The sequence below is a fragment of the Sphaerospermopsis sp. LEGE 00249 genome, assembly GCF_014299995.1.
GTDB classification, from domain to species: Bacteria; Cyanobacteriota; Cyanobacteriia; order Cyanobacteriales; family Nostocaceae; genus Sphaerospermopsis; species Sphaerospermopsis kisseleviana.
This window is the reverse complement of the sequence record NZ_JACJUZ010000024.1, coordinates 1-25,889: the sequence shown is the minus strand read 5'-3', so window position 1 is coordinate 25,889 and position 25,889 is coordinate 1. Positions and strand designations below refer to the sequence as shown.

The following is a 25,889-nucleotide window of genomic DNA, read 5'->3' as shown; positions in this document are numbered from 1 at the left end:
GGTGATTGGTAATTGGTAATTGGTAATTGGTAATTGGGTTATTTATCTTCTCAGTCCCCAGTCCCCAGTCACCAGTAACCAGTCACCAGTCACCAATCCCCAGTCCCCAGTCACCAGTCCCCAGAAATTAGCCTCCGGCTGCGAAAGTTGCCATAATTACAACTGATAGTAGGATGCCGGGGCTAAGTAGGGTAACAAGCACAATCAGATCATGAGTATTCATAGTTGTTTCTTTGCCAAGGTTTTTAACTTGAAGTAATCACTGTGATCCTAGTCCAAGAAAGACGGATATCAGGATTCACCAAATATAGTTTTAATGTCAGGAGTCAGGATAATTTTAGATTTTAGATTTTAGATTTTAGATTGGAGTTAAGAAAAACAATCCAAAATCCAAAATCCAAAATCCAAAATTGAATCACCAATCCCCTCTACTCTGGTATAGTTAGTCCTTGGAGCGATCGCCTAGTTTCTGTTTCAGTCAATCCTTTGCTTTGAACCAAAACCCCAAAGTTACCTAGTCCTTCTGGGGAGATGAGTTGGTGTAGTGCTTCCCGGCGTTTGAGTAGTTGTGAAATAGACTGTTGTTGATAGGAAAGGGCGGCTATTCTTTCTCCTAAACCTAAAGCCATCAAAAATAAACCTTGTTGTGTCCAACCCACTTGATTTAAACCGCATCTTTTTCCCCATCTTTCTAAAGCTGTAAAATCAACATGGGCGGTAATATCTTGTTTTCCAATGTTGATGTATGGGTTATTATGATGACGGTGTTGGTAGTAGCACTGTAGAGTTCCTTGCGATCGCCTGGGATGATAATAACGACTTGCAGGGTAGCCATAATCAATTGTTAGCACATACCCGCGTTGCAAGCAGTCAGCCACTATACTCAACCAGTCCAAAGCGGCTAAATTAATTTCACTGCGATAACCTTCTTCATAAGCATTTTGGCTGATGTCAATCCCCACTAACTGCAAATATTCTGCTAACTGCGGTGTGGATGCTTCCCCAACAACTTCGATAAATTCAATATTTGACTTTTTCCCTAACCCCTCTCGTACAAGATGAGGGAAATTATTGTTATCCCCCTTCTCTTGTAGGGAAGGCGGTTGGGGGGTTAGGTCTTGGGATGTAGTTACATAAATTTCTTGCAGTTTTCCCTCTGCTATGGTGAACTGATGCACAGGAAAAGCATCAATTAATTCATTAGAAAAAAAGCAGCCTATGATTGAGTTAGGTGTGATTTCTTCTAAGTTTAACCAGCGCACAGAAAATTCCTGTAATTTTTGTTGTTGTTCCTGTCTTAAACTCGGTGATTTCTCAATAATAATATATTCTATGACATCAAAAAAGTCTGAATAATTAATTTTTAGATAATTGAGAATTTGGGAAGCTAAAACACCTATTCCTGCTCCCATTTCTACCAGATAAAAAGATTTTGGTCTATCTAAATTTTCCCACATTTGGTAAAATTGAACAGCCAGTAATTCACCAAAATCATCACATAAACTCGATGAGGTAAAAAAATCACCACCTTGAAAACCTATGTTAACTGCATTACTGGAATAATAGCCTTGGTCTGGGTGATATAACACCATGTCCATGTACTCAGCAAAGGTAATGCGTTTTTGGGGACTGGTAAGAATGTGACTGGCTATAGTTTGACATAATGCGGGGTTAAAATCCATAAAAAATCAAAAATTTAACTTTTTTTAACTCTCTAATATCTTAGAGTTTGTTGCTAAAGTTTGCGCCCCTTTTTGCATAATTTCAATATCTGCTTTTGACCATACACGAGAATTATGGCATTGATGAGCTACCAGCAAACCCCATAAACCTCTAGGGATAACAATTGGTACAACTAAGTTAGCACGTACTTGGATACTACGCAGAAAATCTTGATGACAAGGATGGATGGTTTCTAATTCAATATCAGCGATCGCTCTGATTCTTCCATCTAAATACAAGGTCGCATATTCATTATTAAAGCAATTATCTGCTCCCTTTGAACCTAAAATTGATAATTTTTTTGACCTTAAAGATTCAAATGTTACTTGACCGTGCCATTGCTCGTAGAAGTAATAAATAACTACACGGTCAACCTGTAAAGCTTCTCTAATTTGATGTATGGTTTTGCGGATTAAATTATCTCGATTGATCTTTTTTATCAGACGATCCAGTAGAGTTTGTAACCCCTTTTCAATATGTTGTTGGTGCTGATGTTGATTTTGAATACTTTCAAATTGAGCTTGAGAATGAATTTGCACAGGTTTCAGGTAAAAACTACATAAAAATTGTGTTGATTTATATAGTAGCTTATCAGCAAGTTGAGAGAAAATAATTAATTTACAAATTCAAGAATTTTCATAATTATAAATTCTCCTACTTAGATATTTTTTGCAAAATATTAAAATTAACAAATATTTTTGTTGAAAACTGAAAGTTTATTAAGAAACAAAACATTTTTTCATTATTTGAAATCTTTAGTTATTATTTTTTATAAAAATTGAAATTTCTTAATATTTAGAGATAAAAAATAGAGATAAAAAAATATAGAGATGCAATAAAACACACCTCTATATATAAAATAAATATCAAACTATCTATGACGTAATGGGGAAGCTTATCTATCCACAGAACCCATAATTACGTCAATACTACCGAGAATAACCACAACATCTGCTACCTTCACACCACGTAACAAAGAGGGGAGAATTTGCAGGTTATTGAAGTCTGCGGGGCGAATTTTCCACCGCCAGGGGAAGACATTATTATCACCTACCAAATAAATTCCCAGTTCACCTTTACCGCTTTCTACACGGGAGTAAATTTCACCAGTAGGAATTTTGAAAGTGGGAGCGACTTTTTTAGCAACATACTGATAATCAAAACCATCCCATTCTGACTTTGGACCAGCCATCATTCGTTTAGCTTCCAGGTTTTCATAGGGACCACCGGGTAAACCTTTGATAGCTTGTTTGATGATTTTTACAGATTCCCGCATTTCCCGCATCCGCACCATGTAACGAGCGAGACAATCACCTACGGTTTCCCACTGTACATCCCAGTCGAAATCATCGTAACATTCATAATGGTCAACTTTCCGCAAATCCCACTTCACCCCAGAACCGCGTAACATTGGACCAGAAAGACCCCAGTTAATCGCTTCTTCACGGGTAATAGTCCCAATACCTTCGATACGACGGCGGAAAATAGGGTTATTGGTAACTAAGCGTTCATATTCGTCAACTTTGGGGAGGAAGTAATCACAGAACTCTTCACACTTATCTACCCAACCATAGGGTAAATCAACAGCTACACCACCCACACGGAAATAGTTGTTATTTACCATGCGATAACCTGTAGCCGCTTCCCACAGATCATAAATCATTTCCCGTTCCCGGAATTGGTAGAAGAAGGGAGTTTGAGCGCCTACGTCTGCAAGGAATGGACCAAACCATAATAAGTGGTTAGCGATGCGGTTTAGTTCCAGCATAATTACACGGATGTAACTAGCGCGTTTGGGAACTGTAATACCTGCTAATTTTTCTGGTGCATTGACTGTCACCGCTTCGTTAAACATCCCCGCTGCGTAGTCCCAACGGCTAACATAGGGAACATACATAACGGTGGAACGGTTTTCAGCTATTTTTTCCATCCCCCGGTGTAGATAACCAATGACTGGTTCACAGTCAACGACATCTTCACCGTCTAAGGTCATAATTAATCTCAGAACCCCGTGCATTGAAGGGTGGTGAGGACCCATGTTTAGCACCATTGGTTCAGTGCGGGTTTCTATTCTACTCATAGATTTTGGTGTTCTCCCGTTGTCAACAGTTTGTATTGAACCGCCAAGATGCTAACCAGATACAATTTACTGCATCTGCTAATTTTCAGCTTGTCAGGATAGCAGGTTTGGAGTTGTACTTGATGTTTTATTTTGTCTTGCTTCTTCAATTATTATAGGGATCTGGCGATTCAAGGGATTGTGAGTCTGGTTTTTTTATTTTCTCTTTGGTTGTGGGGTGGGGGGAATTTTTGACGGGTGGTGTTGTTTGTGTCTAAGTTTTATTAAGGTTTGGGTGGTTTTGCTGGGTTTGAGATATATTTATTTTATCGTTGGGCTAATTAATTTTTATGGCTCACGCAGAGGCGCAGAGTCGCAGAGAGAGAAGCAAGAGTTTTTATTATGAATTATTTACAGGTTTATATTCAAGAGGTTAGTCAGGTTTATCAATCTCAAAATGCTACTGAGCATAGTTATCGTCCTGCTTTGAAGAAGTTAATTGAGTCTTTGGATTCGGGGATTCAAGCTATTAATGAACCTAAACGTATTGCTTGCGGTGCGCCTGATTTTGTGGTAAAAAACGGTGTTTTGGAAGTTGGTCATATTGAGGCTAAGGATATTGGCGTTTCTCTGAATAAGGTTGTGAAAACTTCCCAAATGGCACGTTATTTTGATGCTTTAGGTAATTTGATTTTAACTGATTATTTAGAGTTTCGTTGGTATGTCCAAGGTGAGTTAAGGTTATCTGCTTCTTTGGGAAGTATTTATAAAAGAAAAACAATTAAAATTGATGATCATGGTATTAATGAAGTTGAGCAACTTTTCCGGCAGTTTCTATTAACTAAAGTTCCCCAAATTACTACACCGAAGGATTTAGCTAAACGGATGGCTGGTTTAGCTCAATTAATTAGGGATGCAATTAAAACGGCGTTAAATGATGATGATCAGGGGGGTATGTTACGTCAACAGTTAGAATCTTTTGAACGGGTGTTAATTAAGGGTTTAACTGGTGAACAGTTTGCGGATATGTATGCTCAAACTATTTGTTATGGTTTGTTTGCAGCAAGATGTAATACTGGTAATGTGCAGACTTTTTCACGGGAAACGGCAGCTTTTAAGTTACCAAAAACTAATCCTTTTTTAAGAAGTATTTTTGGACAAATTGCAGGTCCTGATTTAGATGAGAGAATTAATTGGGCGGTGGATACTTTAGCGAATATTCTGCAACAAACTGATATGGCAGAAATTCTTAAAGATTTTGGTAAACGTACCCGTAGAGAAGACCCTGTTGTTCATTTTTATGAAACTTTTTTGGCGGAATATGATCCTAAAATGCGGGAGTCAAGAGGGGTTTATTATACTCCTGAACCTGTGGTTAATTATATTATTAAAAGTGTGGATTATGTGTTAAAAAATAAGTTTAATATTAGTAAGGGTTTAGCTGATGCTAAAAAGATTAAAGTTCCTAATTTAAAAGGTGAGGGAGATATTGAAACTCATCAAGTTTTGATTCTTGATCCTGCTGTGGGTACGGGAACTTTTATGCATAGTATTATTGATTATATTTATGATAGTTTTAAGTCTCAAAAGGGGATGTGGTCTAGTTATGTGAGTCAGCATTTATTACCCCGTTTATTTGGGTTTGAATTATTGATGGCTCCTTATACTGTAGCACACATGAAATTAGGTTTACAGTTGCAAGAGTTGGGTTATGATTTTAGTTCTGATGAACGGTTAAGAATTTATTTGACTAATACTTTACAAGAAGCTTTTCAGTTAGAAGAACAAGTTATTAGTTTTGGTTCTCGCATTAAAGAAGAAGCAGAAGCAGCAAAAGAAATTAAACAAGAAAGTCCAGTTATGGTAATTATTGGTAATCCTCCCTATTCTGGACATTCTGTAAATACAGGTGATTGGATCAAAAATCTTTTAAATGGTAAGGATACTATTTATAATAGTAGCACGGAAAGCTATTTTGAAGTAGATGGAAAATCTTTAGGTGAGAGAAATCCTAAGTGGTTAAATGATGATTATGTGAAATTTATTCGTTTTGGTCAGTGGAGAATTGAAAAAACAGGTTATGGGGTTTTAGCTTTCATTACTAATCATGGTTATTTAGATAATCCCACTTTTCGGGGTATGCGTCAAAGTTTGATGAAAACTTTTGATGAAATATATGTTTTAGATTTACATGGTAATAGCAAGAAAAAGGAAGTTTGTCCTGACGGTTCACTGGATAAAAATGTTTTTGACATTCAGCAAGGTGTAGCAATTGGGATTTTTATTAAATATCAAACCAAAGAAAAAAATAGTCAAAAAGAATTAGCAACGGTTTATCATGCTGATTTATGGGGTGCTAGAGAAGTTTACGAAAATAAACAGTTAGTTGGTGGTAAGTATCATTGGTTAGCGGGAAATGATTTACAATCTACTAATTGGGAAAAGTTAGAACCAAATACACCATTTTATTTATTTAAACCACAAAATAATGATTTAAAAATGGAATATGATACAGCATGGAAAATTACCGAAATAATGAGCGTTAATGTTTTAGGTTTTCAAACCCATCGAGATCATTTTGCTATTGATTTTGATGAAGAAACTATAACTAAAAAGTTTAGGGAATTACGAGAAGATGATTTATCTAATCAAGAATATCTTGATAAATATAACATTACTGATCATCAAAATTGGCAATTAGATAAAGCCCGTCAAAAAATTCGTGCTGATAAAGAGTGGAAAGATAAAATAATTAGTTGTTTATATCGTCCTTTTGATTGGCGTTATTGTTATTATAGTGATGTAATTATGGATAGACCTAGAGGAGAGTTACTCAATCATGTTTTTAAAAAAGATAATTTATGTTTGGGTTTAGGTCGTCAAGGAATAGCTATTAATGATCCTATTTGGTCATTAATATCAATTGCTGATCAACCGATAGATGCTAATATTTTTAGAAGAGGTGGAATTAATATTTTCCCTCTCTACCTTTACCCAACAAATATCCCGACTCTTGATAATAATATTGTTAATCAATGTAATCAACGTAAACCGAATTTATCCCCAGAATTTATTAATGAATTTTCCCAAAAATTAGGATTAGAATTTATTGTTGATGGAAAAGGGAATCAAAAACAAACCTTTGGACCAGAGGATATTTTTAATTACATTTACGCTGTTTTTCATTCTCCTACTTACCGTCAACGCTATGCTGAATTTTTAAAGATTGATTTTCCCCGTCTTCCTTTAACTTCTAATCTTGCGCTTTTTTGGGAGTTGGTAGCAAAGGGTGATAAATTAGTACAATTTCATTTAATGAAAGCAACAGGAAAGGAAATTTCCACTTATCCTATTGCGGGTTCTAATATTGTGGAACAGGTTAAATATAATGAAAATCATCAACAAGTTTGGATAAATTCTGAACAGTATTTTGATCAAGTTCCTCCGCAAATCTGGAATTTTTATATAGGTGGTTATCAAGTTTGTCAAAAGTGGTTAAAAGATAGGAAGGGAAGAGAGTTAAATTTTGATGATTTGACTCATTATCAAAATATTATTTCTATTATATCGGAGACTATTCAGATTATGGGAGATATTGATAAAATTATTGCAAATTATGGGGGTTTTCCGTTAGAATGAGAGTTAACATAACAACAAGATATGAAGACAGACACGATATTTTACACATTACTGCAAAATATGCCTAGTGTTTTATTTGAACTACTAGAACAGTCACCTACACTAGCTTTACACTACGAATTTTCCTCTGTGGAAATCAAAGAATTAGCACGTCGAATAGATGGCTTATTTTTACCCAAATCAGAATATCCACAAGATCCAATTTATTTCCTAGAAGTACAATTCCAAAGTGATGATAATTTATACTCGCGATTAATTACCGAAACATTTCTTTACTTAAACCAATATAAACCTCAAAGAAAATGGCAAGCAGTTGTATTATGGGCAAATCGGGATCTTGATCCGGGAATAACTTTAGCATATCAAAGTTTACTCACTGCTGGACTAATCCATGTCATTTATTTAGATGAAATAGTTGATACATCATCTTCAATAGGTTTAGAAATTATTAAATTAGTAGTTGCTCCTGAAGAGGAAGCTATCCAACAAGCAAAAAGTTTAATCAATTTGGTGAATAAAGCAGATGCGGCCAAGGGTCGAAATCTTTTAGAATTAGTAGAAAGAATGTTAGTTTACAAATTCTCATCCTATAGCCGTCAGGAGTTAGAAGCAATGTTTGGATTAACAGAATGGCAACAAACCCGATTTTATCAAGAAGTAAAAGAAGAAACAGAGTTGGAAACTAAGTTAAAAACTATTCCTAGACTGTTAAATGAGGGGCTAACTGTAGAACAAATTGCGCGTATACTTGAGTTAGATATCGAGGCGGTAAAACAAGCAATTACAAAGCAAAATAATAAATAGACATTGGATGAATAAATCAGGTGGTGATACAATTTGATGGGTTTATTCAGAAAATTTTTATAACTCAAGTTGGTGCGTTACGTTATCACTAACGCACTCTACTAACTGAAGATTTAGAAAATACAGATTTAGACATTACCGAAGTCAACCTAATGACTAACCCAAATCAACCTGATGATAAAATTACTATTATTGATAGATGGTCACATCTAAATAAATATGAGAAAAAATATCTTAAAGAAGCTATGTCAGCTTATGATAGAATTATAGAATGTAAGGATGATACGATAAAAATAGCTAATCGTTATCAATTAAATTGTGAGGATGTTGAAAGAGCTAAAGATTCTGCTTTTGGTAAAGGAGTATTACAAAATCAATTTATTCCTGATTTAAGCATAGCCAATAGTTGGGAAAGAATGAAGTTAGGAGAAGAAATTGATAGTGATGAGGTTTTATTAAAGCATGAAATTCTAGAATCTGATTTAGTAATTAATCAAGGTATGAATCAATTAGACGCTCATGAAATAGCTCAAAAGCAATATCCCTGGGCTATGATGATAAATAAAGGAGGATAATTCAAAATGACCCAAACATCTGAAAGAAAGTTTTTAGCAGCTTTGGATATTTGTGAATCATTAATTGATTTTAAATATCGTCCTACAAATTTAACCTATCAAGCAATAGAGTTATTTTGTGAAATTGGTGAAAATCCCGGAGAATTATTAGAATTATGTGAAAAATATTCTAGTGAAATTGCCAAGGTATGTGATATTATTTATGAATATGCCACAAGTGTAGATAATTGGCGTGTTAATTGTCCGCTTGGTTTTGGTATAAAAGATCATTGTAGTTTTTTGAGCTTTTTCCTTAATCTTGATCGTTGTCAATTTGAATATTTTACAGATAATTTTACAACACCAGAAGAAATTGCGGAGTTGTTTCAAGATTGGAGAGGCATTGATTTCAATGCTGTAATTGACAAACAAAAAGTAGTAACAAAAAGTAGTTAAAATTTAATAAATTAATCAACTCATAATGCAATCAAATTTACAAACTCCCCTAGATTTAGAAGAATTTACATTTTCCCATATTCCTGTTTTAAGTCAGGAAGTAATTACAGGTTTAAATATTCAACCAGGTGGAAATTATTTAGATTTAACTGTGGGTGGTGGTGGCCACAGTCGGTTAATATTAGAAAGTGCTGAAAACACAAAAATTACCGCAGTTGATCAAGATTTGGATGCTTTAAAAGCTGCACAGGAGAATTTAGCAGAGTTTGGAAATAGGGTGAATTTTATTCATAGCAATTTTGCTAATTTTCAATTTCCTGCAAACACTTATGATGGCATTTTAGCAGATTTGGGCGTGAGTTCCTATCATTTGGATAACCCAGAAAGGGGTTTTAGTTTTAGAAATACTGCTAATTTAGATATGCGAATGAATCAACAACAGTCTTTAACTGCTGCTGATATAATTAATGAATGGGATGAACAAGAATTAGCGGATATATTTTTTAAATATGGTGAAGAAAGACTTTCTAGGAAAATAGCGAAGAGAATTATCGAAAAGCGTCCTTTTCAAACTACTACAGAATTAGCAAATGAGATATTCTATTCTGTTCCTCCTAAATATCGACATGGAAGAATACACCCCGCAACTCGCATTTTTCAATCTTTAAGAATTGCGGTTAATGATGAGTTAAAAGTCTTGGAAACTTTGATAGAAAAAGCACCTTTATCTTTATTAGAGGGTGGAAAAATTGCTATTATCAGTTTTCACAGTTTAGAAGATAGAATAGTCAAACACGGTTTAAGAAACTCGGAGTTATTAAGAGTTTTAACTAAAAAACCGATTATTGCAACAGAAGAGGAAATAAAAAATAACCCGCGTTCTCGTTCTGCTAAGTTGAGAATAGCAGAAAGAAAAAACCCAGCAGGTGAGTAAAATAAAAATCTTGTGGTAAAAATCTTGTGGTACGGGCATCTTGCCCGTTATGATAATAAATAATAAGATCCCCAACTTATTGAAGAAGTCGGGGATCGGAAATGTTTTTAGTTTTTAAAAACTTTTGAAGTTCACCACAACGCCGTTTTACCTAAGTTTATGACCTGGGTAAACCAGGTGGGAACGGGTGTTGCTTGTTTAAAGTTTCCGAGTGCAAGCTCGGTCTACTGCCACAAGAACGAATTGGTTCCCTTTTCGTTAAAGACATAGATCAAAAAACTTGAGGGCAGTCACCAACGTCGTAGTGCAACTAATTCATTATAACTGTGAAAACCGATTTGTGTAGAGGGACATGAAAATTTTTTTTTGTGATTCAGTTGTCAGTCATGTTTTACCCATCTTCCCTGTCACCTGTCACCTGTCACCTGTCACCTGTCACCTGTCACCTAACCAGGATACCAAATAGATTCTATCTTCTGGATGATGGACTCTATAGCATCTCGGTTTTGCTGTTCTAATAATACTGTGATATGTCCAAGTTTACGACCGGGACGAGATTCGGTTTTACTGTACCAGTGCAGGTAAGCATGGGGAATATTTGCTAATTCTTGTCTTTGCTGTACATAATCGCTGTATGATTTTTCATACCCTAGCAGGTTAATCATCACAGCACCAGCACAATGTAAACTTGTATCAGTTAAAGATAACCCAGCAACTGCTCTCAGGTGTTGTTCAAACTGGGAAGTTGTACAAGCATCTATGGAAAAATGACCAGAGTTATGAGTTCTGGGTGCAATTTCGTTAATGAGTATTTTACCATCAGCGGTGATAAATAACTCAATGCCAAACACGCCGACTACATCTAAACTATTTAATATTGTATGAGCGATCGCATTAACTTTTGCTGCTTGCTCAAAAGTAATATCCGCTGGTGCGATAACTCGACGACAAACTTGTTGTTCTTGTTGGGTTTCCACCACTGGATAAGTGACTATTTCCCCAGTCACAGAACGCGCTGCAATTATAGCTAATTCTTTGGTAAAAGGGACAAAAGCTTCTACTAAGAATTGTGTATTACTGGCATTAACTACTTTTGACAAAGTAGCCAAATCATGGATAATAAAAGTTCCCTGTCCATCATAACCATGTCGTCTGGCTTTGAGAACAACAGGAAACCCTAAATATTCTATTTTTGAAGCTATATTTGAAGCTATATTTTCAGAAATTTCTGATTTTTCGATAGCGAAAAAATGGGGAACTGGTAATTTTAAATCCTGAAAATAGCAACGTTGATGATATTTATCTAATAAAGGAGATAAAGCAGCTAACCTGGGACGGAAACAAACACCTTTCTTCTCTAACAAAGATAAAGCATCTAAGTTAACAAATTCATTTTCAAAGGTGATGACATCGCATTTTGTAGCTAAAATTTCCGTTGCTGCTGCATCATCAACTGCGGCAAAAATGGTATCCTTCGCAATAGATACAGCGGGATCACTTTTGCTAGGAGTTTGTACTATTAATTCTAATCCTAGTTTTTTCGATCCATCCCCCATCATCCAGGCCAGTTGTCCACCACCAATTATACCAATACGCTTTATCGACATCCTAACGACTCACGAGTATTAACACCAGTTTGAGAATTGACACCACTAGCTTTTTGACATAGCTCTTTAATTTGCGCTCTATCTAAAATTGCATCACTAAAGTCTGCACCTTCGATGTTGACATCAGTAAAAACGGAACGCAGCAAAATAGCTTCTAACAAAACGGCATCACTTAAATCAGCCCCATTTAATTTTACTTCATTAACCATCGCATTGGTTAAATCTGCTCCATGTAAATTTGCTTGTGTCATCACGGAAGCACTCAAAACCGCTCCCCGCAAGTCAGCACCAGTAAAATTAGCCATTTCTAAGTTAGCGTTAGAAAACTCCGCAGCTTGTAAATTTTGTCCTGAAAAGTCATGTCTTCCCAACTCTGCATTACTAAATGATAGGGGATGAGTCCAGTCCACCGCTATGGCTGGAAATGCTACACACCAGATCATAACCGCTAAAAGCAATGGTAAACCTTTTCGCAAATACATCATTTCTTAACTTCTTAACTAATTGTAATGTTTCATGTGTTTCAGTTTACCTCATTATCTTGAGAAGGATATAGGTTTTGCTTAATATTTTTTAATGTGATTTTCTTGTCTTCTGGGAAAGAGTCTTTAAATTCTCTCGAAAGTTTGATCAATCAATTCTTCCTGAAGAAGTTAGCTAATACTCATCTTTAAATTTACATTTATTGATATTTATTAATTCAAGTAAAGTTTATTATCTTTTGTTGCCAACCATCTCTGTTCCCTGCTAGTCTTTTGACTAAGAGCAGCAACATTAACTGCTGCACTCAAATTTTCGATTAATTTAACTATTATGGCATTAGGGTTAATTCTATAGCAATCTGTTAGCTGGTTAGGAATCTGTGTTCAATCTATATTCATTGACGACTCAAACTGAAAAGTGGAATTTGTATGTTCATGATCAATCATTATTCTATCGAATGGATCGAAGCTTGGTGTATGGAAAATGGCTGGACAGATTTATTTATGGAACGTCGTGGTAATTATTGGGCGTTTCCTCCTGGGGGAGTCATGCCAGAACCAATTCCGGTTCATGTTTTAAGATTAATTAAAGAAGAAAATGGTTTAACAAATGATGAGTTATTTTGGTCAATAACGGCTGTAGTTATTACCATTTTATCCGTGATTTATACCTTTGTTTTTAAGTGTCCCATGCCTTTGGTTTTTGCTTTTGCTTTTAATGCAGTGACGGTGGCACAGCTTGAGCCGGAATATGATTAGATTATTAATTTTTTTTTGCAAGTATTATTCTCGTTTCTTCTCGTTTCCATACTCTGTATGGGAATGAATTTTATAAGGCTCTGCCTTTTGTTAAATTTAGAGTCAGAGACTCTAGGATCGCATTCCCAGTCAGAGACTGGGAACGAGATAATTTATTAGTAATTGATTAGTAATGTCACAGTGAATTATGGAAGAATTATTAGAACTCAGAGAATTAGTTATTACAGGCAACTTAGAAGCTGCCCTAAATTTAATAGATGAATTAGAGGAAATGAGCAAAGAAGATAAAATTAATAAGATTTATAGTTATTGTGTCATTTTGTTAGTTTACTTAATTAAACAACATTCAGAAAAACGCACAACTAATTCCTGGGATGTTTCTATTCGTAATGCGACGGATGCAATTATTAGAGTTAACAAACGTCGCAAAGCTGGAGGTTATTATTTGCATCAAGAAGAACTAGAGGAGATTTTGTTACAAGCTTATGATCGAGCTTTAGATAATGCTGCTTTAGAAGCTTTTGGGGGAATTTATGATGGATTAACTTTACAAAATATGATAGATCAAGAATTGATTATCAAGCAAGCTTTAGATTTTATATTTTAATTCTTTTCTCGTTTTCTAGTTACCATACTCTGTATGGGAATGAATTTTAGAAGGCTCTGCCTTTTGTTAAATTAGAGTCAGAGACTCTAGGATGGCATTCCCAGTCAGAGACTGGGAACGAGATAACGAGATAAAACTTAATTCTGACACCTGTACGGGCGAAGCATTCGGGCGACCAATTTCAATTTTATGAAAAGGCTATTTTCCGAATGCTTCGCCCCTACGACTCTTGACTCCTGATGTAATAATTAAATCTTTCTTGCATTTGTTCAATGGTTAAATTCTGAGTCCAATATTCTATTAAAGCATGACCAAATGCCCAAGCATTACTATCTGGTGTACCAGAATTTTCTAATAACAAAGGCCAAAGAGATAATAAATCAAAGTTGCGTGATTTTTCCCTATCTGTATTTAATAGGGGAAACAGTTCATAGGCGATTTGCAATTTACCAATAACTATCGGTAATTGTTCTACAGGAATTTTTTCTGCTAACAGATAAGCAAGGGTTGGTGAACCTGTTGATAAGGTAGAAATAAATTGCAAAACTGGACTTTTTAGCAGTGCGGTAAGTCCTTGGGTTGTTGCCATTTGAAAGGTGTAATGATCAATGATCTTCGCAGATTCGGTAATGCGGGTTTCTAAGTTGCGTAAAAAACGAGAGAGACGTAATTGTTTAGCAGGATCTATTGTTGATAATAATCCTAAAGATAATTCGTCTATATTCCAAGCATTGCGCCCTGTTTTTGCATCAATGGTAACAATTGGGAAAACCAAATTAGAGAATCTTCCTAACAGTTCATTTCTATATTCTGTCGCTTCTCTGATAGAAATTTCTTTTGGTTTATTTCCTGTTTGCCAATTATATGGAGGTTGCCATTCACGGATAGGACGTAATTTATCTACTTGGGTGACAATGGTAATGATGGGTACATCTGCGACTTCTTTTTTAATGTCTTGGAGAAAGTCTACATCCATTTGTAAAGCAGGATCAAGTGCCGGAGTTACTAATAATAATAAATCGGCTTTTGTGGCATAATCAATGACTACATCCCGCAAATCATCGCGTTTTACTTGTTCATAACCGGGAGTATCACAAAGATTGAGAATTTCTCCGGTTTCTGTTTGCCAATGATAGGTTTTAATTTCATCGGTGCTGGGTAAAACGTCAACTGCTGCTAGTTCACTTTGAAAAAGTGTATTGATTAAACTGCTTTTACCTGCGCCATTGCGTCCGACAATAAGAATGTTAACTGGCTTTTGTTCTACTTTTTCTGGGGGTTCTGCTTGGGTGAGAATATCGCGCAGGGTTTGGGTTTTAGGTTGGGGTAGGGTGGGGGTAGGTAATTCAATTTTAGTTCCTGCATAAAGGGATATTGCTTGTTTGCATAAGTTCCGCAAAGCTGCTTCTCTTAATACTTGATTGAGGTTAATTAATAATTCTTGAGAAGCGCGATTACCAATACCTTCACTGGCTTTTTTGGCTACCGCAGCCACAGGATTTAAAAACCATTGAGCGAAATTCCAAGCTTTTAAAAATTTGCGTGCAGATGGTTCTAATTTACGGTAAACTTCATAAGCTTGATAAGTTTGTCCGACGGTAACTTGATTAAGAACAGGGGATAATTTTTGCATCCATTTATCCATGTCATCCACAGTACCGCGAATAAGTCCATAGACTTGGGGAATGTAAATATTTAAAAGTGGATATTTAACTTCTGGGTTATAAATTTGAGCGATCGCAATTACTAAATCTTGACATCGTTGCCAAAAAGTTTGTAAATCTTCCCAAATTGGGCGATCATTTTGAGCATCAGTGAGGACTTTTTGTAATGCAATTTCTATTTGTTGGGTTTTGTCTTTTCCTGTGGATACATCTATATTATTATCGCTGCTAGATTCCAATTCTTTTCTGACTTCAGCAAAGACATTTTCAATTTGATTAACTGCGGGTTTTGTCCATTTTACTAACAACCATCTCCAGCCTACAAATACAATGGTAAATATACCCCAAATCCAATTTATTCCCCAAGCGTGAATTTGCATTCCTGCGGATATGAGGAGGAAGGTAATAATGATTGCTATTGGTGAGATGAGGATGATCAATTGCCAGAGTTTTAAACGTACCATATTTTGATACCTGTGTTTGTCGTGTTTTGTATATTTATATTGTGTATGCTGAATGACTGCTTTATTATTAATGTTACCAGGGAAATAACATCCTATACTGGGGTGAGTATCTTTACATGACAAATACAGAAGATAATATTAAAGATGCAGAGGAAAATCCAATTAAGCAAAGGTTACGTGAATCTGCTGCTCAAATTAGAAAAATTTTGCTCCCGAATAAACCCATCCTTACACAACCATTCCCCAAAGTTAAAAACAATGTTGCAGTTGCTGAAGTACATATAGCAGATGTAATTTTTCATAAAGAAGCAACATCTCACTATAAAAGTCCAATTCCTAAACCTACAGCAAAATCAGAAGGAGGACAATTTCAGCCAGGACTAGACTCTTACAGTAGACGTATCATGGATACTTGTTCTGAATATAAACTATTCTCAGAAATTGCAAATATTCTCGAAATGAACTACAATCGGCAAATAGAAGGATATCTCTATCTTTATACAGAGCTTCACCCTTGCCAAAGTTGTCAAGATGTTAAAAGGCAGTTTGAGGAAAAGTTTCCAAATATGAAGGTAGAAGTATTTTGGGATTACCCTTATCCTCCTATATAAACCTTTGATATCTAAAGCAGATATATTTTATTGTTAAAAAGGAGATTTAGATGATATCAACAATCATTGAAAGTTTAAACTATCAGAAGGAAGTCTTAACTGAAATTCCTTCTGATCTCCAGTGTTTATTGAATAAAGTTAAACTAAAACATTATGATGAGCTATATGAAGAATATGATGATATTACATCATCCTTGACAGATGATTTAACAGAGGTTTTAAAAAAATTTGCTAATGGCAATAAGTCAATTAATCATATCCGATATATCTGGATGACACTGATAATCAGTCTAGCTGTAGAACCGACTTTAGAATATTACGATCCAAATAATAATTTGCCGCTAAACGTCATTAAATTAATGGAGTCTTTTTTTTCATATCAATTAACTTTAGTTAATGGTTCAAGTAAGAGTATCAATCCCAATCGGCTTAATCAATTAATTAATGAGATATTTAAATCCCATGAATCTTATTTTCATAGAAAAGAAGCAAATTTTCAAGCAATTAGCGAAGCCTTAGATGTATTTTATAATGCAATTCGAGTTCTTGACTATAATCAATCGGTAGAAGCAATTGTAGAAATATTAGAAGATTGCTTAGAAGGTTATGCCATTTTCCCCGGTTCTTATGGTAGACGAGAGTTATTTGACTGGTGGTTATTAGATGTTGTACCAACTAGTTATAAATTATTACCTCCCACAATGTTTTATGTAGTTGAAGGAGTTAAAAATAAAGAGGAAATTAGATCGCGTCAAACTCGGTTATTAGCAAAAATCAGCAAGAGAATCAGATCCTATTTACCAGAATTAATCTTAGAATTCAAACAATACAATAATTACATCTTTCCTACTCCTGGAAAAATAAATCGTGCTGCATTAAAAAATAGTGGTAAAATACAATATCAATCAAAAAGTCCTCAATTAGCTTATTCTTGATAGGGAGTTAAATAATAATTCGTATGAGTGAAAAAAAAGACAATAACCAAGACTTAATAGGTGCATTAGTCCAATCTCTTCAAACTGGTAACTTTGACGAAGATGATGAAGAAATTGCTACTGAACAAGAAAGCTATGGAGAAGAATATATAACTCAATTACAAACAGCGTGTAAAAATTTCCTCAAAAAAGAGACTTTTGAAGTGGGACAATTAGTTAAATGGAAAGAATATCTCAAAAATAGGAAAATACCTTATAAAAATCAGCCAGCTGTTGTTGTAGAAATTTTAGAAGAACCAATTTTATCAGATGATGATGAATCCGGTAGTCCCTATTTTCGAGAAAACCTAGATATCATTTTAGGAATATTGGTGGATGATAATGTATTTCTAACTTTTTACTATGATAGTAGAAGGTTTGAATCTTACTAAAAATAGCAACTAAAGTTTAATTACGGTTATATACATCCTATTGATAATCGTAGGATGTATATTTAGGGGTTGCTGAGAAAGTCTTTCCGTGAGGGCATAGGAGTCAGGAGTCAGGAGTCAGGAGTCAGGAGTCAGGAGTCAGGAGGAGATTTGAAAATTTCTTTGCCATCTCTTGAAATCCCAAAAAATGCACACTTTTTCCGGTATACCCTTCAAAACCCTTGCACTAATTTCTGTGTTTATCAGCCTCTAACCTTTGATATATCAAGGTTTTAGGTTTATTCAGCAAACCCTATTTAGTATTTACATGATTAAAAATAACATCAAAGAATTAAATAATCAAATTTCTATATTTTATTATCTGCATCTAGACGCAATTATATGCGTTTAATCACTACAAAATCCTACTCCATCCAAATATCAAAGAATCAACACAGGGATCAGTCAGTATTAATAAAACCTTATCTCTCTAAAATACTGCATAATATAATCTTGTGAAGAATTGTTAAGAAATTCTTATTAAAAAATATTGCAATCCCTTGATTTAATTGCTAGTGTGTGTAGTGGCAACATACTGGTAAAAGCTCGGATCAAAGAGAGGTAAAACCGATGCGCTGTATATACTCTGCCAATGAACTGAAATTGTGAACAAACAATTTTACCAACGAGAAATTTCTACTGTGTCAGCAAAAGAGGGGTATTGCAGATGAGTAACAGAAAAATCTCGTGTAAATAGAATTACCATTCATCCATCGTCTTACCCAGGATAGCCAAGAGAGGAAAGGTAAGGCGGAAAATTTGGAGGTGAAAACCGATGAATATTCAAGGTAAAGTGGCTCTAATTACGGGTGCTTCCCGTGGAATTGGAAGAGCGATCGCATTAGAATTAGCCCAGCAAGGAGTAAAGCGGTTAATCTTGGTAGCACGCGATCGCCAAAAATTAGCCGAAGTCGCCCAAGAAATCGAGAAATTGGGAACCGAAACCACAATCATTCCTTTAGACTTAACCCAACCAGTCAGCGTGAATATTGCGATCGCCCAAATTTGGAAAAATCACGGACCAATACACCTGTTAGTTAACTGTGCCGGGATCGCATACCAAAACTCATTTCTGCAAACAAAACTTCCCCAAGTGCAAGAAGAACTTTCCGTCAACCTATTGGGAATGTACACCCTCACAAGTTTGATAGCGCGACGCATGGCCAGGCAAAAAGAGGGAACAATTGTTAACGTTTCCAGTCTCATGGGTAAAGTAGCAGCACCAACAATGGCCACCTATTCCGCCACCAAATTTGCCATTTTAGGATTTACCCAAGCTTTGAGACGGGAACTAGCAGAACACAACATCCGCGTTGTTGCTTTACTTCCCACCCTCACAGACACAGACATGGTGCGCGACTTAAAACTATTTCGCGGTGTTACCCCCATGACACCCCAACAAGTAGCCCAAACCCTGATCATCGGACTGCAAAAAGACAGATCAGAAATATTAGTTGGATGGCAATCTCATTTAGCAGTTTGGTGTCAAAACCTAGCCCCTTGGTTACTAGAAATAGTATTACAACTAACAGCACCAAACAAACAACCTCAAACCAACATCATCAAGAATTTCATCACAAAAATTCAACACTTTAGCAATTCGTTGTTTTCTAGAAATCGTCTAGCTTTTGGAACTGCCCGCAAGTAATTGTCAATAACTCCATCCCCCTTAATACCACCTCTCTGAAACACAACGCCTTAACTTTACAGCAGTTTTCATGTATTTAAACCACACTCTAAATTAATTTCTTTCTGACTTTGCGCCCTTGCTCCTTTGTGCCTTTGCGCGAAACCTGAATCAAGATGTGGTTCATTTACCTGAAAATAGCTGTAATTACTTAAAAAATTTCTACTTTGCGAACTTTGCGAACTTTGCGGTTTATTTCATAAATTAGTAATTTAGTAATTACGCAAAATTATGAAACAAAGAACCACAAAGGACACAAAGCACACAAAGGCAAGAGAGCTTCAGAAATAGAAAAAAGCCCCCCTTTTTCAGGGGTTGGGGGGATATTCAATTAATTTTCCTTTTCAGGTAAAACCGAAAATAGCCAAACCAATAAAATACATTAACCGCAACCAACAAACCCGCACCCCAATAAGTGTGAACACCAGGAAATAAATAAATTGTTGCCCCCAAAACCAACAAAATTTCTACAAAAGCAGCAATGCGCCCATAATGCTTAACATCCCAATAAGACACCGGACTAATAAAACGATAATTACTAAAAGGAAAAAAGTGACGATGTGCATCATTATTATGAACAGGAAAATCTAACAAAGAGTGCAACACCATACTAATAAAACCAACCTCAATTATTTGCCAATTTCCAAAATGGGCAATTAAAACACCCAGCAAAGCTAGAGGAATAGAATGAAACGTACTCACAATAAATTGCCAAAAAGGTTGATAATAAACCTCAGACCAAATCTGCCGTTCTGGTAAACGGTAAACAAACTTCATCAAAAAATAGAACACAAATATGGGAATATCAGGAAGGATTGCACCGATGATAATAGCTGGACTTGCCTGAGTGCGTAATTGTTGATGAAAAATCACCAGATTTATAATTGCATGGCTTGGGGTATTCATTGTTAAATATCAGTGCAAAATTGACAGTTATACCTGATTTTGGAAAAAACGAAAATGTTGAAATTACCATCTAATCTATCAAATTTACCCGAAATCATTGATAATTTACCAAATATATCAGGTTGGGAAAATGAAGTTATATCTGTAGTAAACCATAATCAACCTGTATTTTTACCAACAACAAATATCAAATTAGCAGATGTAAAAGCGGTATTTGCGATCGCTCTCCATATGCACCAACCTACTATACCAGCAGGATATAATGGTTCACTGATCAGCAACCTACAATATATGTTTGAACACCAAAACGAAGGAGACAACCACAACGCAGGACCATTCGCTTATTGTTATAGTCGCATGGGAGAATTTATTCCTGAATTAGTCCATCAAGGTTGTAATCCCCGTGTCATGTTGGATTATTCTGGTAATCTATTATGGGGGCTGCAACAAATGGGAAGAAGTGATATTTTAGAAAATCTCAAACGTATCACTTGCGATCCTACCTATCAGCCTTATGTAGAATGGTTGGGAACAATGTGGAGTCATGCAGTCATTCCTTCCACACCCATAGCTGATATTAAACTACACATTATTGCTTGGCAACATCATTTTGCAGCAATTTTTGGATGGGAAGCACTAGCAAGAATTAAAGGATTTTCACCCCCAGAAATGCACCTCCCAAACCATCCAGATACCCTATTTGCATTTATCAAAGCCCTCAAAGAATGTGGTTATCGTTGGTTATTGGTGCAAGAACATACAGTAGAAACAATTAACGGTGAACCTTTGAATGATAAACATTTACCACATCAATTAATTGCCCGTAATTCCCAAGGAGAAATAATAAGTATTACCGCATTAATTAAAACCCAAGGTTCAGATACTAAATTAGTTGCCCAAATGCAGCCATACTATGAAGCGAAAACTTTAAATAAACAACAATTAGGAGATGTTTTAATACCACCAATCGTTACTCAAATCGGTGATGGTGAAAACGGTGGTGTAATGATGAATGAATTTCCTGGCGGTTTTAAACAAGCTTGGTGGGATATGTTAGAAAATGGGGGAGGTAAAAGTGGCGTTGTCGGTGTTTGTGGTACAGAATATTTAGAATTACTAGAAGTTGCTGGTTGTCAACCAGAAGATTTTCCCCAATGTCAACCCATCGGACAACATCAAATTTGGCAGCGAATAGCTACAGATAATTATCAACCGGATGCTGTGGAAAATGCTATTCAAGCAATCAAGAAAACTAACCCTAATTTCCATGTTGACGGCGCATCATGGACGAATCATATTAGTTGGGTGCAAGGATACGAAAATGTGTTATCTCCCATGTATGAATTAAGTAATTTATTTCATCAAAAATTTGATCACCTGTTGTCAAATACATCAGATAAACCTGTAACTAGAGAAACCCACTACCGCCAAGTTTTATTACATAACCTCTTGTTACAAACAAGCTGTTTTCGTTATTGGGGACAAGGAGCGTGGACAGATTATGCAAAGGAAATTTACCAAAGTGGTCAAAATTTACTTGAATATCCCCCTAATAAGTAATCAGACAAAATTAAATTCACTCGTTTTATGGTGAGCTGAGGTAGCAGTGTAAAATGTAAATTTAGGTTATCGTTTAAAAAGCTGACTGCTCAAGACAGACGGCTAAATGCTGACAACGTTGCATTTGATCCCCGATTGATCCCCGTTTCTTCCTGATTTAGATAAAATGACTAGGCATAACTCCAAAATTCCCAACCGCTGTTGACTGCGACATGATGATCAATCAACTGAACAATGGTTTCACCCTATTTCTGAGTCTGCTAGTCGAGGCCATGCCTTTTTTGCTGCTAGGGGTGTTATTTTCCAGTTTGCTGTTATTTTTTATTGATGAGCGCAAATTGGTGAATATAATGCCCACAAATCCCCTGCTGGGGGCTTTATTTGGCAGTATGATAGGCTTTTTATTTCCAGTGTGTGAGTGCGGTAACGTGCCAGTGGCACGGCGATTATTAATGCAAGGAGTACCCACACCAGTAGCCATAGGCTTTTTACTAGCAGCACCGACAATTAACCCAATTGTGATTTGGGCAACTTGGACAGCATTTAGAGATCAACCAGAAATAGTAGTGTTAAGAGTCGTATTGTCCTTAGCGATCGCTACAATTATCGGTTTTGTTTTCAGCTTCCAAAAAGATTTAAGTCCTTTCTTGCAACCGGCGATCGCACGTTATCTGAAATTTAATCCCCCCACTCAAGCCGAACCTAAAACCAAGAGAAAACGTTATCAGTTACAAGAAGAACCATCGGTTAGTCCCCTGTTACAATCAGGAACTTATATTCTTGGTGGCAAAGCAGGTATATCTACAAAGCTGGGTGGAAATTTAAACCAGGCAAATATCACAACTTCTACCCCAAATAAACTTTTTGCAGATAAACTCCGTCTAGTATTGGATAATATAGTTCAAGAATTACGGGAATTAGGCGGAGTGATGGTAGTAGGAAGTGCAATAGCAGCCGCAATTCAAGTATTAGCCCCCCGTGAACTCATCCTCAGTCTAGGTGCAGGTCCAATTACCTCAATTCTTGCTATGTTGGTACTAGCCGCAGTAGTATCAATTTGTTCCACAGTCGATTCTTTCTTCGCCCTATCTTTCGCCTCAACCTTTACCACTGGTTCTTTGTTAGCTTTTCTAGTATTTGGACCAATGATTGATATCAAAGGTGTCGGATTGATGTTATCAATTTTCAAACCTAAAGCTCTATTTTATCTATTTGCTTTATCCGGACAATTAACACTTTTATTTACCTTAATTTTGAATTTGCACGTCATGTAAGCCAGTCATGTAATTTTTGTAAATTCTCCGTTATCTATGACAAATTACAACTAACATAATGACTCAATAAATAATGACTACAATCCCAAATCCCAAATCCAAAATCCAAAATCAGTTACTCCCTTGGCTAGATGTGTTAGCGATTACAGCTTGGGGAATTTTAATGCTGAAATACTGGTTCACAGGCGAACTAAATTTATTGATTCACCCAGATTTCTTTTGGTTAGTCATTTTGGGTGCTATTGGGTTACTAATTATTGGTTTTTTCAAGGGACTACAACTTTGGAAACAACGTCGGCGGTATGAAGTACCCAATAACCAGCAGCATATAAATCTATTTCCCCCTGGTTGGAGTAGTGGGTTGCTGTTAACCACAGCAGTTTTAGGATTTATCATTACCCCCCAAGTATTTAGCTCTCAAACAGCACTAGAGCGCGGTATAACTGAACTATTGGGAGCAACACGCGCCCAACCCCAAGCTTTTCGTGCCTCCATTCGTCCAGAAGAGCGAACCCTGATCGACTGGGTACGCACACTTAACGTTTATCCAGAACCGGACGCTTATACAGGGCAAAAAGTCAAAGTCCAGGGATTTGTGATTCATCCCCCAGAATTAGATCAAAATCATTTGATATTAGCCAGATTTGTGATTACTTGTTGTGCAGCCGATGCCTATCCCGCAGGATTACCAGTTCAACTTCCAGAAAACCGCGATAAATACCCACCAGATACTTGGCTAGAAATTGAAGGACAGATGATCACAGAAAACATAGCCAATAAACGCCGATTAACTATTAAAGCTACTTCCCTCAAGGAAATTCCCCAACCCAAAAATCCATATAGTTATTAGGGAATAGGTGATTGGTGATTGGTGATTGGGGACTGGGAAAGAAAATTTTAGATTTTAGATTTTAGATTTTAGATTGGAGATGACAAAAATAATCCAAAATCCAAAATCCTTTCATTGCATCACCGATTACCAATTACCAATCACCAATCACCCATCACCAATTACCAATTACCAATGACTAATGACAAAATCCTATAAATCTATCCAAGCACTAGATCGGGTAGCGATCGCCCTCATGCTGTTATTAAGTCTGCTGATTGGATTTGTGATCTGGCAAGGTGATGCAGTTAGACCAGTCGTTCGCAATTTTACTTGGCAGAATCAAAAAATCGGCGCTGAAGACACAGCTTTCACCCTCACCTTTAGTCGTCCAATGGACACCAAAAGCGTCGAGGATAATTTAAAAATCGATCCCCCACTGGCAGGTAAAATCAGTTGGGCAGGACGACGAATGGTTTACACACTCGTCACTCCAGCACCTTACGGGACTAACTATAAAGTTTCCCTAGAAGGAGCTAGAGATAAATTTTCCCAAACACAAGGCAAAAACAGGCTCATGCAAGCCTTTACAGGTAGCTTTTCTACTCGGAATCGAGCCTTAATTTACATAGGAGCTAATCAAGAAGAACAGGGAAAATTGGTACTGTATAACCTCACCCAAGAACAAAAAAAGGTACTGACCCCCAAAGACCTAATTGTTATGGACTTTGAGCCATTTCCCAACGGAGATAAAATACTTTTCTCGGCTCGCTCCTCCAAAAATCCAGAATTGCTCTCAGCCCAAATTTATACAGTCACCACAGGTATTACTAGTGAACCAGGTGAACAACCTGAAGCACCAGGTAAACTTGACCTACTTTTAGATAACAAAGAGTATCAAAACCTCAAATTTGACCTCTCTCCTGATGGACAAACAATAGTAGTCCAAAGGGGAAAAAGAGATAATCCCGGAGACTTTGGACTGTGGCAGTTGTCAGCACCCAGGGACAGTTCAGGAGAAAAACCCACCCCACAACGCTTAGAAAGCCAACCCGGAGGAGACTTCCTGATTACACCAGATAGCAAAGCCGTAGCAGTTGCCCAAGGACAAGGAACAGCAATTTTATCCCTGGAAGGAGATACAACTAAACCCCTAGATTTTCTCCCGCAGTTTGGCTTGGTTCAAGCTTTCTCTAAAGATGGTTCCCAGGCAGCAATGATCAAGTTTAATACTGATTACACGCGGGATTTATTCTTAGTCACTAACCAAGGTGTGCAGAAACAACTATTAAAAACCACAGGTTCAATTCTCGGTTGCAATTTCGATCCTGCCTCACCCACCCTTTACTGTTTGTTAACACAGCTAGTATCACAGGAACAATACATAGAACAACCTTATTTAGTGGCGATTAACCTCAAAACCCAAGAACAAAAACCATTGTTGATGCTACCCCCCGCCCAAAGAAATGTGCAAATGAGTTTAGCACCCGATGGGTTGGCTATTTTGTTTGACCAGATAGTTCCAGTAGGAGATACGGCCACCACCCTACCAGTCAATACCTTAAAAACAGATGATGGAGAACCGATAGCTACGAGCAGTCTGTGGTTAATGCCTCTTTTACCTATCACTGACCAAGGAAACCCCGAAATTAAGCCAGAACAACTGCCCTTAGTTGGTTTTCATCCCCTCTGGCTACCGTAAATTGGTAATTGGTAATTGGTAATTTGAAAAAATAAAATTGATTACCCAGTCACCAGTCACCAGTCACCAGTCACCAGTCCCCAGTCACCAGTCACCAGTCACCAGTCACCAGTCACCAGTCACCAGTCACCAGTCACCAGTCCCCAGTCCCCAGTCCCCAGTCA

General features: G+C 36.5%; 23 protein-coding genes and 1 other RNA gene. 16 read left to right on the top strand and 8 right to left on the bottom strand.

The window, feature by feature from the left end; translation table 11 throughout:
• The first annotated feature begins 19 nt into the window (after positions 1–19).
• Positions 20–166, top strand: a complete 147-nt coding sequence (locus H5968_RS10495; RefSeq protein WP_187039912.1) for a hypothetical protein — start codon at positions 20–22, stop codon at positions 164–166.
• 262 nt (positions 167–428) lie between these two features.
• On the opposite strand, the gene H5968_RS10490 is transcribed toward H5968_RS10495, so the two are convergent.
• From H5968_RS10490 to H5968_RS10480, 3 genes are all read right to left on the bottom strand, one after another.
• The gene (locus H5968_RS10490; protein WP_187039911.1) at positions 429–1,682 is read right to left on the bottom strand and encodes a class I SAM-dependent methyltransferase; all 1,254 of its coding nucleotides are present in this window, start codon (positions 1,680–1,682) and stop codon (positions 429–431) included.
• 24 nt (positions 1,683–1,706) lie between these two features.
• The gene (locus H5968_RS10485) at positions 1,707–2,261 is read right to left on the bottom strand and encodes a GAF domain-containing protein (protein WP_187039910.1); all 555 of its coding nucleotides are present in this window, start codon (positions 2,259–2,261) and stop codon (positions 1,707–1,709) included.
• 356 nt (positions 2,262–2,617) lie between these two features.
• Positions 2,618–3,802 carry an NAD(P)H-quinone oxidoreductase subunit H gene (locus H5968_RS10480; protein WP_187039909.1) on the bottom strand — a complete coding sequence of 395 codons (1,185 nt, stop codon included), beginning with the start codon at positions 3,800–3,802 and terminating at the stop codon, positions 2,618–2,620.
• 381 nt (positions 3,803–4,183) lie between these two features.
• On the opposite strand from H5968_RS10480, the gene H5968_RS10475 reads away from it, so the two are divergent.
• The 5 genes from H5968_RS10475 to rsmH all read left to right on the top strand — a co-directional run bounded on the left by H5968_RS10475 (position 4,184) and on the right by rsmH (position 10,168).
• Positions 4,184–7,420 (top strand): type ISP restriction/modification enzyme, encoded by a 3,237-nt coding sequence (locus H5968_RS10475; protein WP_187039908.1) that lies wholly within the window; start codon positions 4,184–4,186, stop codon positions 7,418–7,420.
• Positions 7,421–7,441: 21 nt separating this feature from the next.
• Positions 7,442–8,224, top strand: coding sequence for an Rpn family recombination-promoting nuclease/putative transposase (locus H5968_RS10470; RefSeq protein WP_187039907.1), 783 nt, complete (start codon positions 7,442–7,444; stop codon positions 8,222–8,224).
• A 152-nt stretch (positions 8,225–8,376) separates the two neighbouring features.
• Complete coding sequence (locus H5968_RS10465; protein ID WP_187039906.1) at positions 8,377–8,799, top strand: hypothetical protein; 423 nt, start codon at positions 8,377–8,379, stop codon at positions 8,797–8,799.
• Positions 8,800–8,805: 6 nt separating this feature from the next.
• Complete coding sequence (locus H5968_RS10460) at positions 8,806–9,234, top strand: hypothetical protein (protein WP_187039905.1); 429 nt, start codon at positions 8,806–8,808, stop codon at positions 9,232–9,234.
• Positions 9,235–9,259: 25 nt separating this feature from the next.
• Positions 9,260–10,168: a 16S rRNA (cytosine(1402)-N(4))-methyltransferase RsmH gene (rsmH, locus tag H5968_RS10455; protein WP_187039904.1), complete on the top strand. Its 909-nt coding sequence runs from the start codon at positions 9,260–9,262 to the stop codon at positions 10,166–10,168.
• Between the two features lie 127 nt (positions 10,169–10,295).
• Here the strand turns inward: rsmH and ssrS are convergent.
• From ssrS to H5968_RS10440, 3 genes are all read right to left on the bottom strand, one after another.
• Positions 10,296–10,479: non-coding RNA, 6S RNA (ssrS, locus tag H5968_RS10450), on the bottom strand.
• A 135-nt stretch (positions 10,480–10,614) separates the two neighbouring features.
• The gene (locus H5968_RS10445; protein ID WP_187039903.1) at positions 10,615–11,775 is read right to left on the bottom strand and encodes a 5-(carboxyamino)imidazole ribonucleotide synthase; all 1,161 of its coding nucleotides are present in this window, start codon (positions 11,773–11,775) and stop codon (positions 10,615–10,617) included.
• Positions 11,766–12,257, bottom strand: coding sequence for a pentapeptide repeat-containing protein (locus H5968_RS10440; RefSeq protein ID WP_187039940.1), 492 nt, complete (start codon positions 12,255–12,257; stop codon positions 11,766–11,768). Before H5968_RS10440 ends, H5968_RS10445 begins: the two co-directional genes overlap by 10 nt.
• Positions 12,258–12,692: 435 nt before the next feature.
• On the opposite strand from H5968_RS10440, the gene H5968_RS10435 reads away from it, so the two are divergent.
• Entirely contained in the window at positions 12,693–13,016 is a 324-nt protein-coding gene (locus H5968_RS10435; protein WP_187039902.1) for a hypothetical protein, read from the top strand.
• Between the two features lie 187 nt (positions 13,017–13,203).
• Entirely contained in the window at positions 13,204–13,623 is a 420-nt protein-coding gene (locus H5968_RS10430) for a DUF29 family protein (RefSeq protein ID WP_187039901.1), read from the top strand.
• 220 nt (positions 13,624–13,843) lie between these two features.
• Here H5968_RS10430 and H5968_RS10425 read toward each other — a convergent pair whose 3' ends face one another.
• On the bottom strand, positions 13,844–15,751 hold the full coding sequence (locus H5968_RS10425) for a GTPase family protein (protein ID WP_187039900.1): 1,908 nt from the start codon (positions 15,749–15,751) through the stop codon (positions 13,844–13,846).
• A gap of 116 nt (positions 15,752–15,867) precedes the next feature.
• On the opposite strand from H5968_RS10425, the gene H5968_RS10420 reads away from it, so the two are divergent.
• From H5968_RS10420 to H5968_RS10405, 4 genes are all read left to right on the top strand, one after another.
• A complete protein-coding gene (locus H5968_RS10420) occupies positions 15,868–16,362 on the top strand; it encodes a deaminase domain-containing protein (RefSeq protein WP_187039899.1) in 495 nt (164 codons plus the stop codon).
• Positions 16,363–16,412: 50 nt separating this feature from the next.
• Positions 16,413–17,297 carry a hypothetical protein gene (locus H5968_RS10415; protein ID WP_187039898.1) on the top strand — a complete coding sequence of 295 codons (885 nt, stop codon included), beginning with the start codon at positions 16,413–16,415 and terminating at the stop codon, positions 17,295–17,297.
• Positions 17,298–17,320: 23 nt separating this feature from the next.
• Positions 17,321–17,728, top strand: a complete 408-nt coding sequence (locus tag H5968_RS10410; protein WP_187039897.1) for a hypothetical protein — start codon at positions 17,321–17,323, stop codon at positions 17,726–17,728.
• A gap of 814 nt (positions 17,729–18,542) precedes the next feature.
• Positions 18,543–19,415, top strand: coding sequence for an SDR family oxidoreductase (locus H5968_RS10405; RefSeq protein ID WP_187039896.1), 873 nt, complete (start codon positions 18,543–18,545; stop codon positions 19,413–19,415).
• A gap of 366 nt (positions 19,416–19,781) precedes the next feature.
• Here H5968_RS10405 and H5968_RS10400 read toward each other — a convergent pair whose 3' ends face one another.
• Positions 19,782–20,360, bottom strand: coding sequence for a hypothetical protein (locus H5968_RS10400; RefSeq protein ID WP_096565188.1), 579 nt, complete (start codon positions 20,358–20,360; stop codon positions 19,782–19,784).
• Positions 20,361–20,414: 54 nt separating this feature from the next.
• Here H5968_RS10400 and H5968_RS10395 point away from each other — a divergent pair, with 54 nt between their 5' ends.
• The 4 genes from H5968_RS10395 (at position 20,415) to H5968_RS10380 (ending at position 25,725) form a co-directional block, all read left to right on the top strand.
• Complete coding sequence (locus tag H5968_RS10395) at positions 20,415–21,920, top strand: glycosyl hydrolase family 57 (protein WP_187039895.1); 1,506 nt, start codon at positions 20,415–20,417, stop codon at positions 21,918–21,920.
• A 215-nt stretch (positions 21,921–22,135) separates the two neighbouring features.
• Entirely contained in the window at positions 22,136–23,194 is a 1,059-nt protein-coding gene (locus H5968_RS10390) for a permease (protein ID WP_137667050.1), read from the top strand.
• A 73-nt stretch (positions 23,195–23,267) separates the two neighbouring features.
• Positions 23,268–24,044 carry a TIGR03943 family protein gene (locus H5968_RS10385; RefSeq protein ID WP_187039894.1) on the top strand — a complete coding sequence of 259 codons (777 nt, stop codon included), beginning with the start codon at positions 23,268–23,270 and terminating at the stop codon, positions 24,042–24,044.
• A 181-nt stretch (positions 24,045–24,225) separates the two neighbouring features.
• Positions 24,226–25,725 carry an Ig-like domain-containing protein gene (locus tag H5968_RS10380; RefSeq protein WP_096565181.1) on the top strand — a complete coding sequence of 500 codons (1,500 nt, stop codon included), beginning with the start codon at positions 24,226–24,228 and terminating at the stop codon, positions 25,723–25,725.
• Positions 25,726–25,889 lie beyond the last annotated feature (164 nt).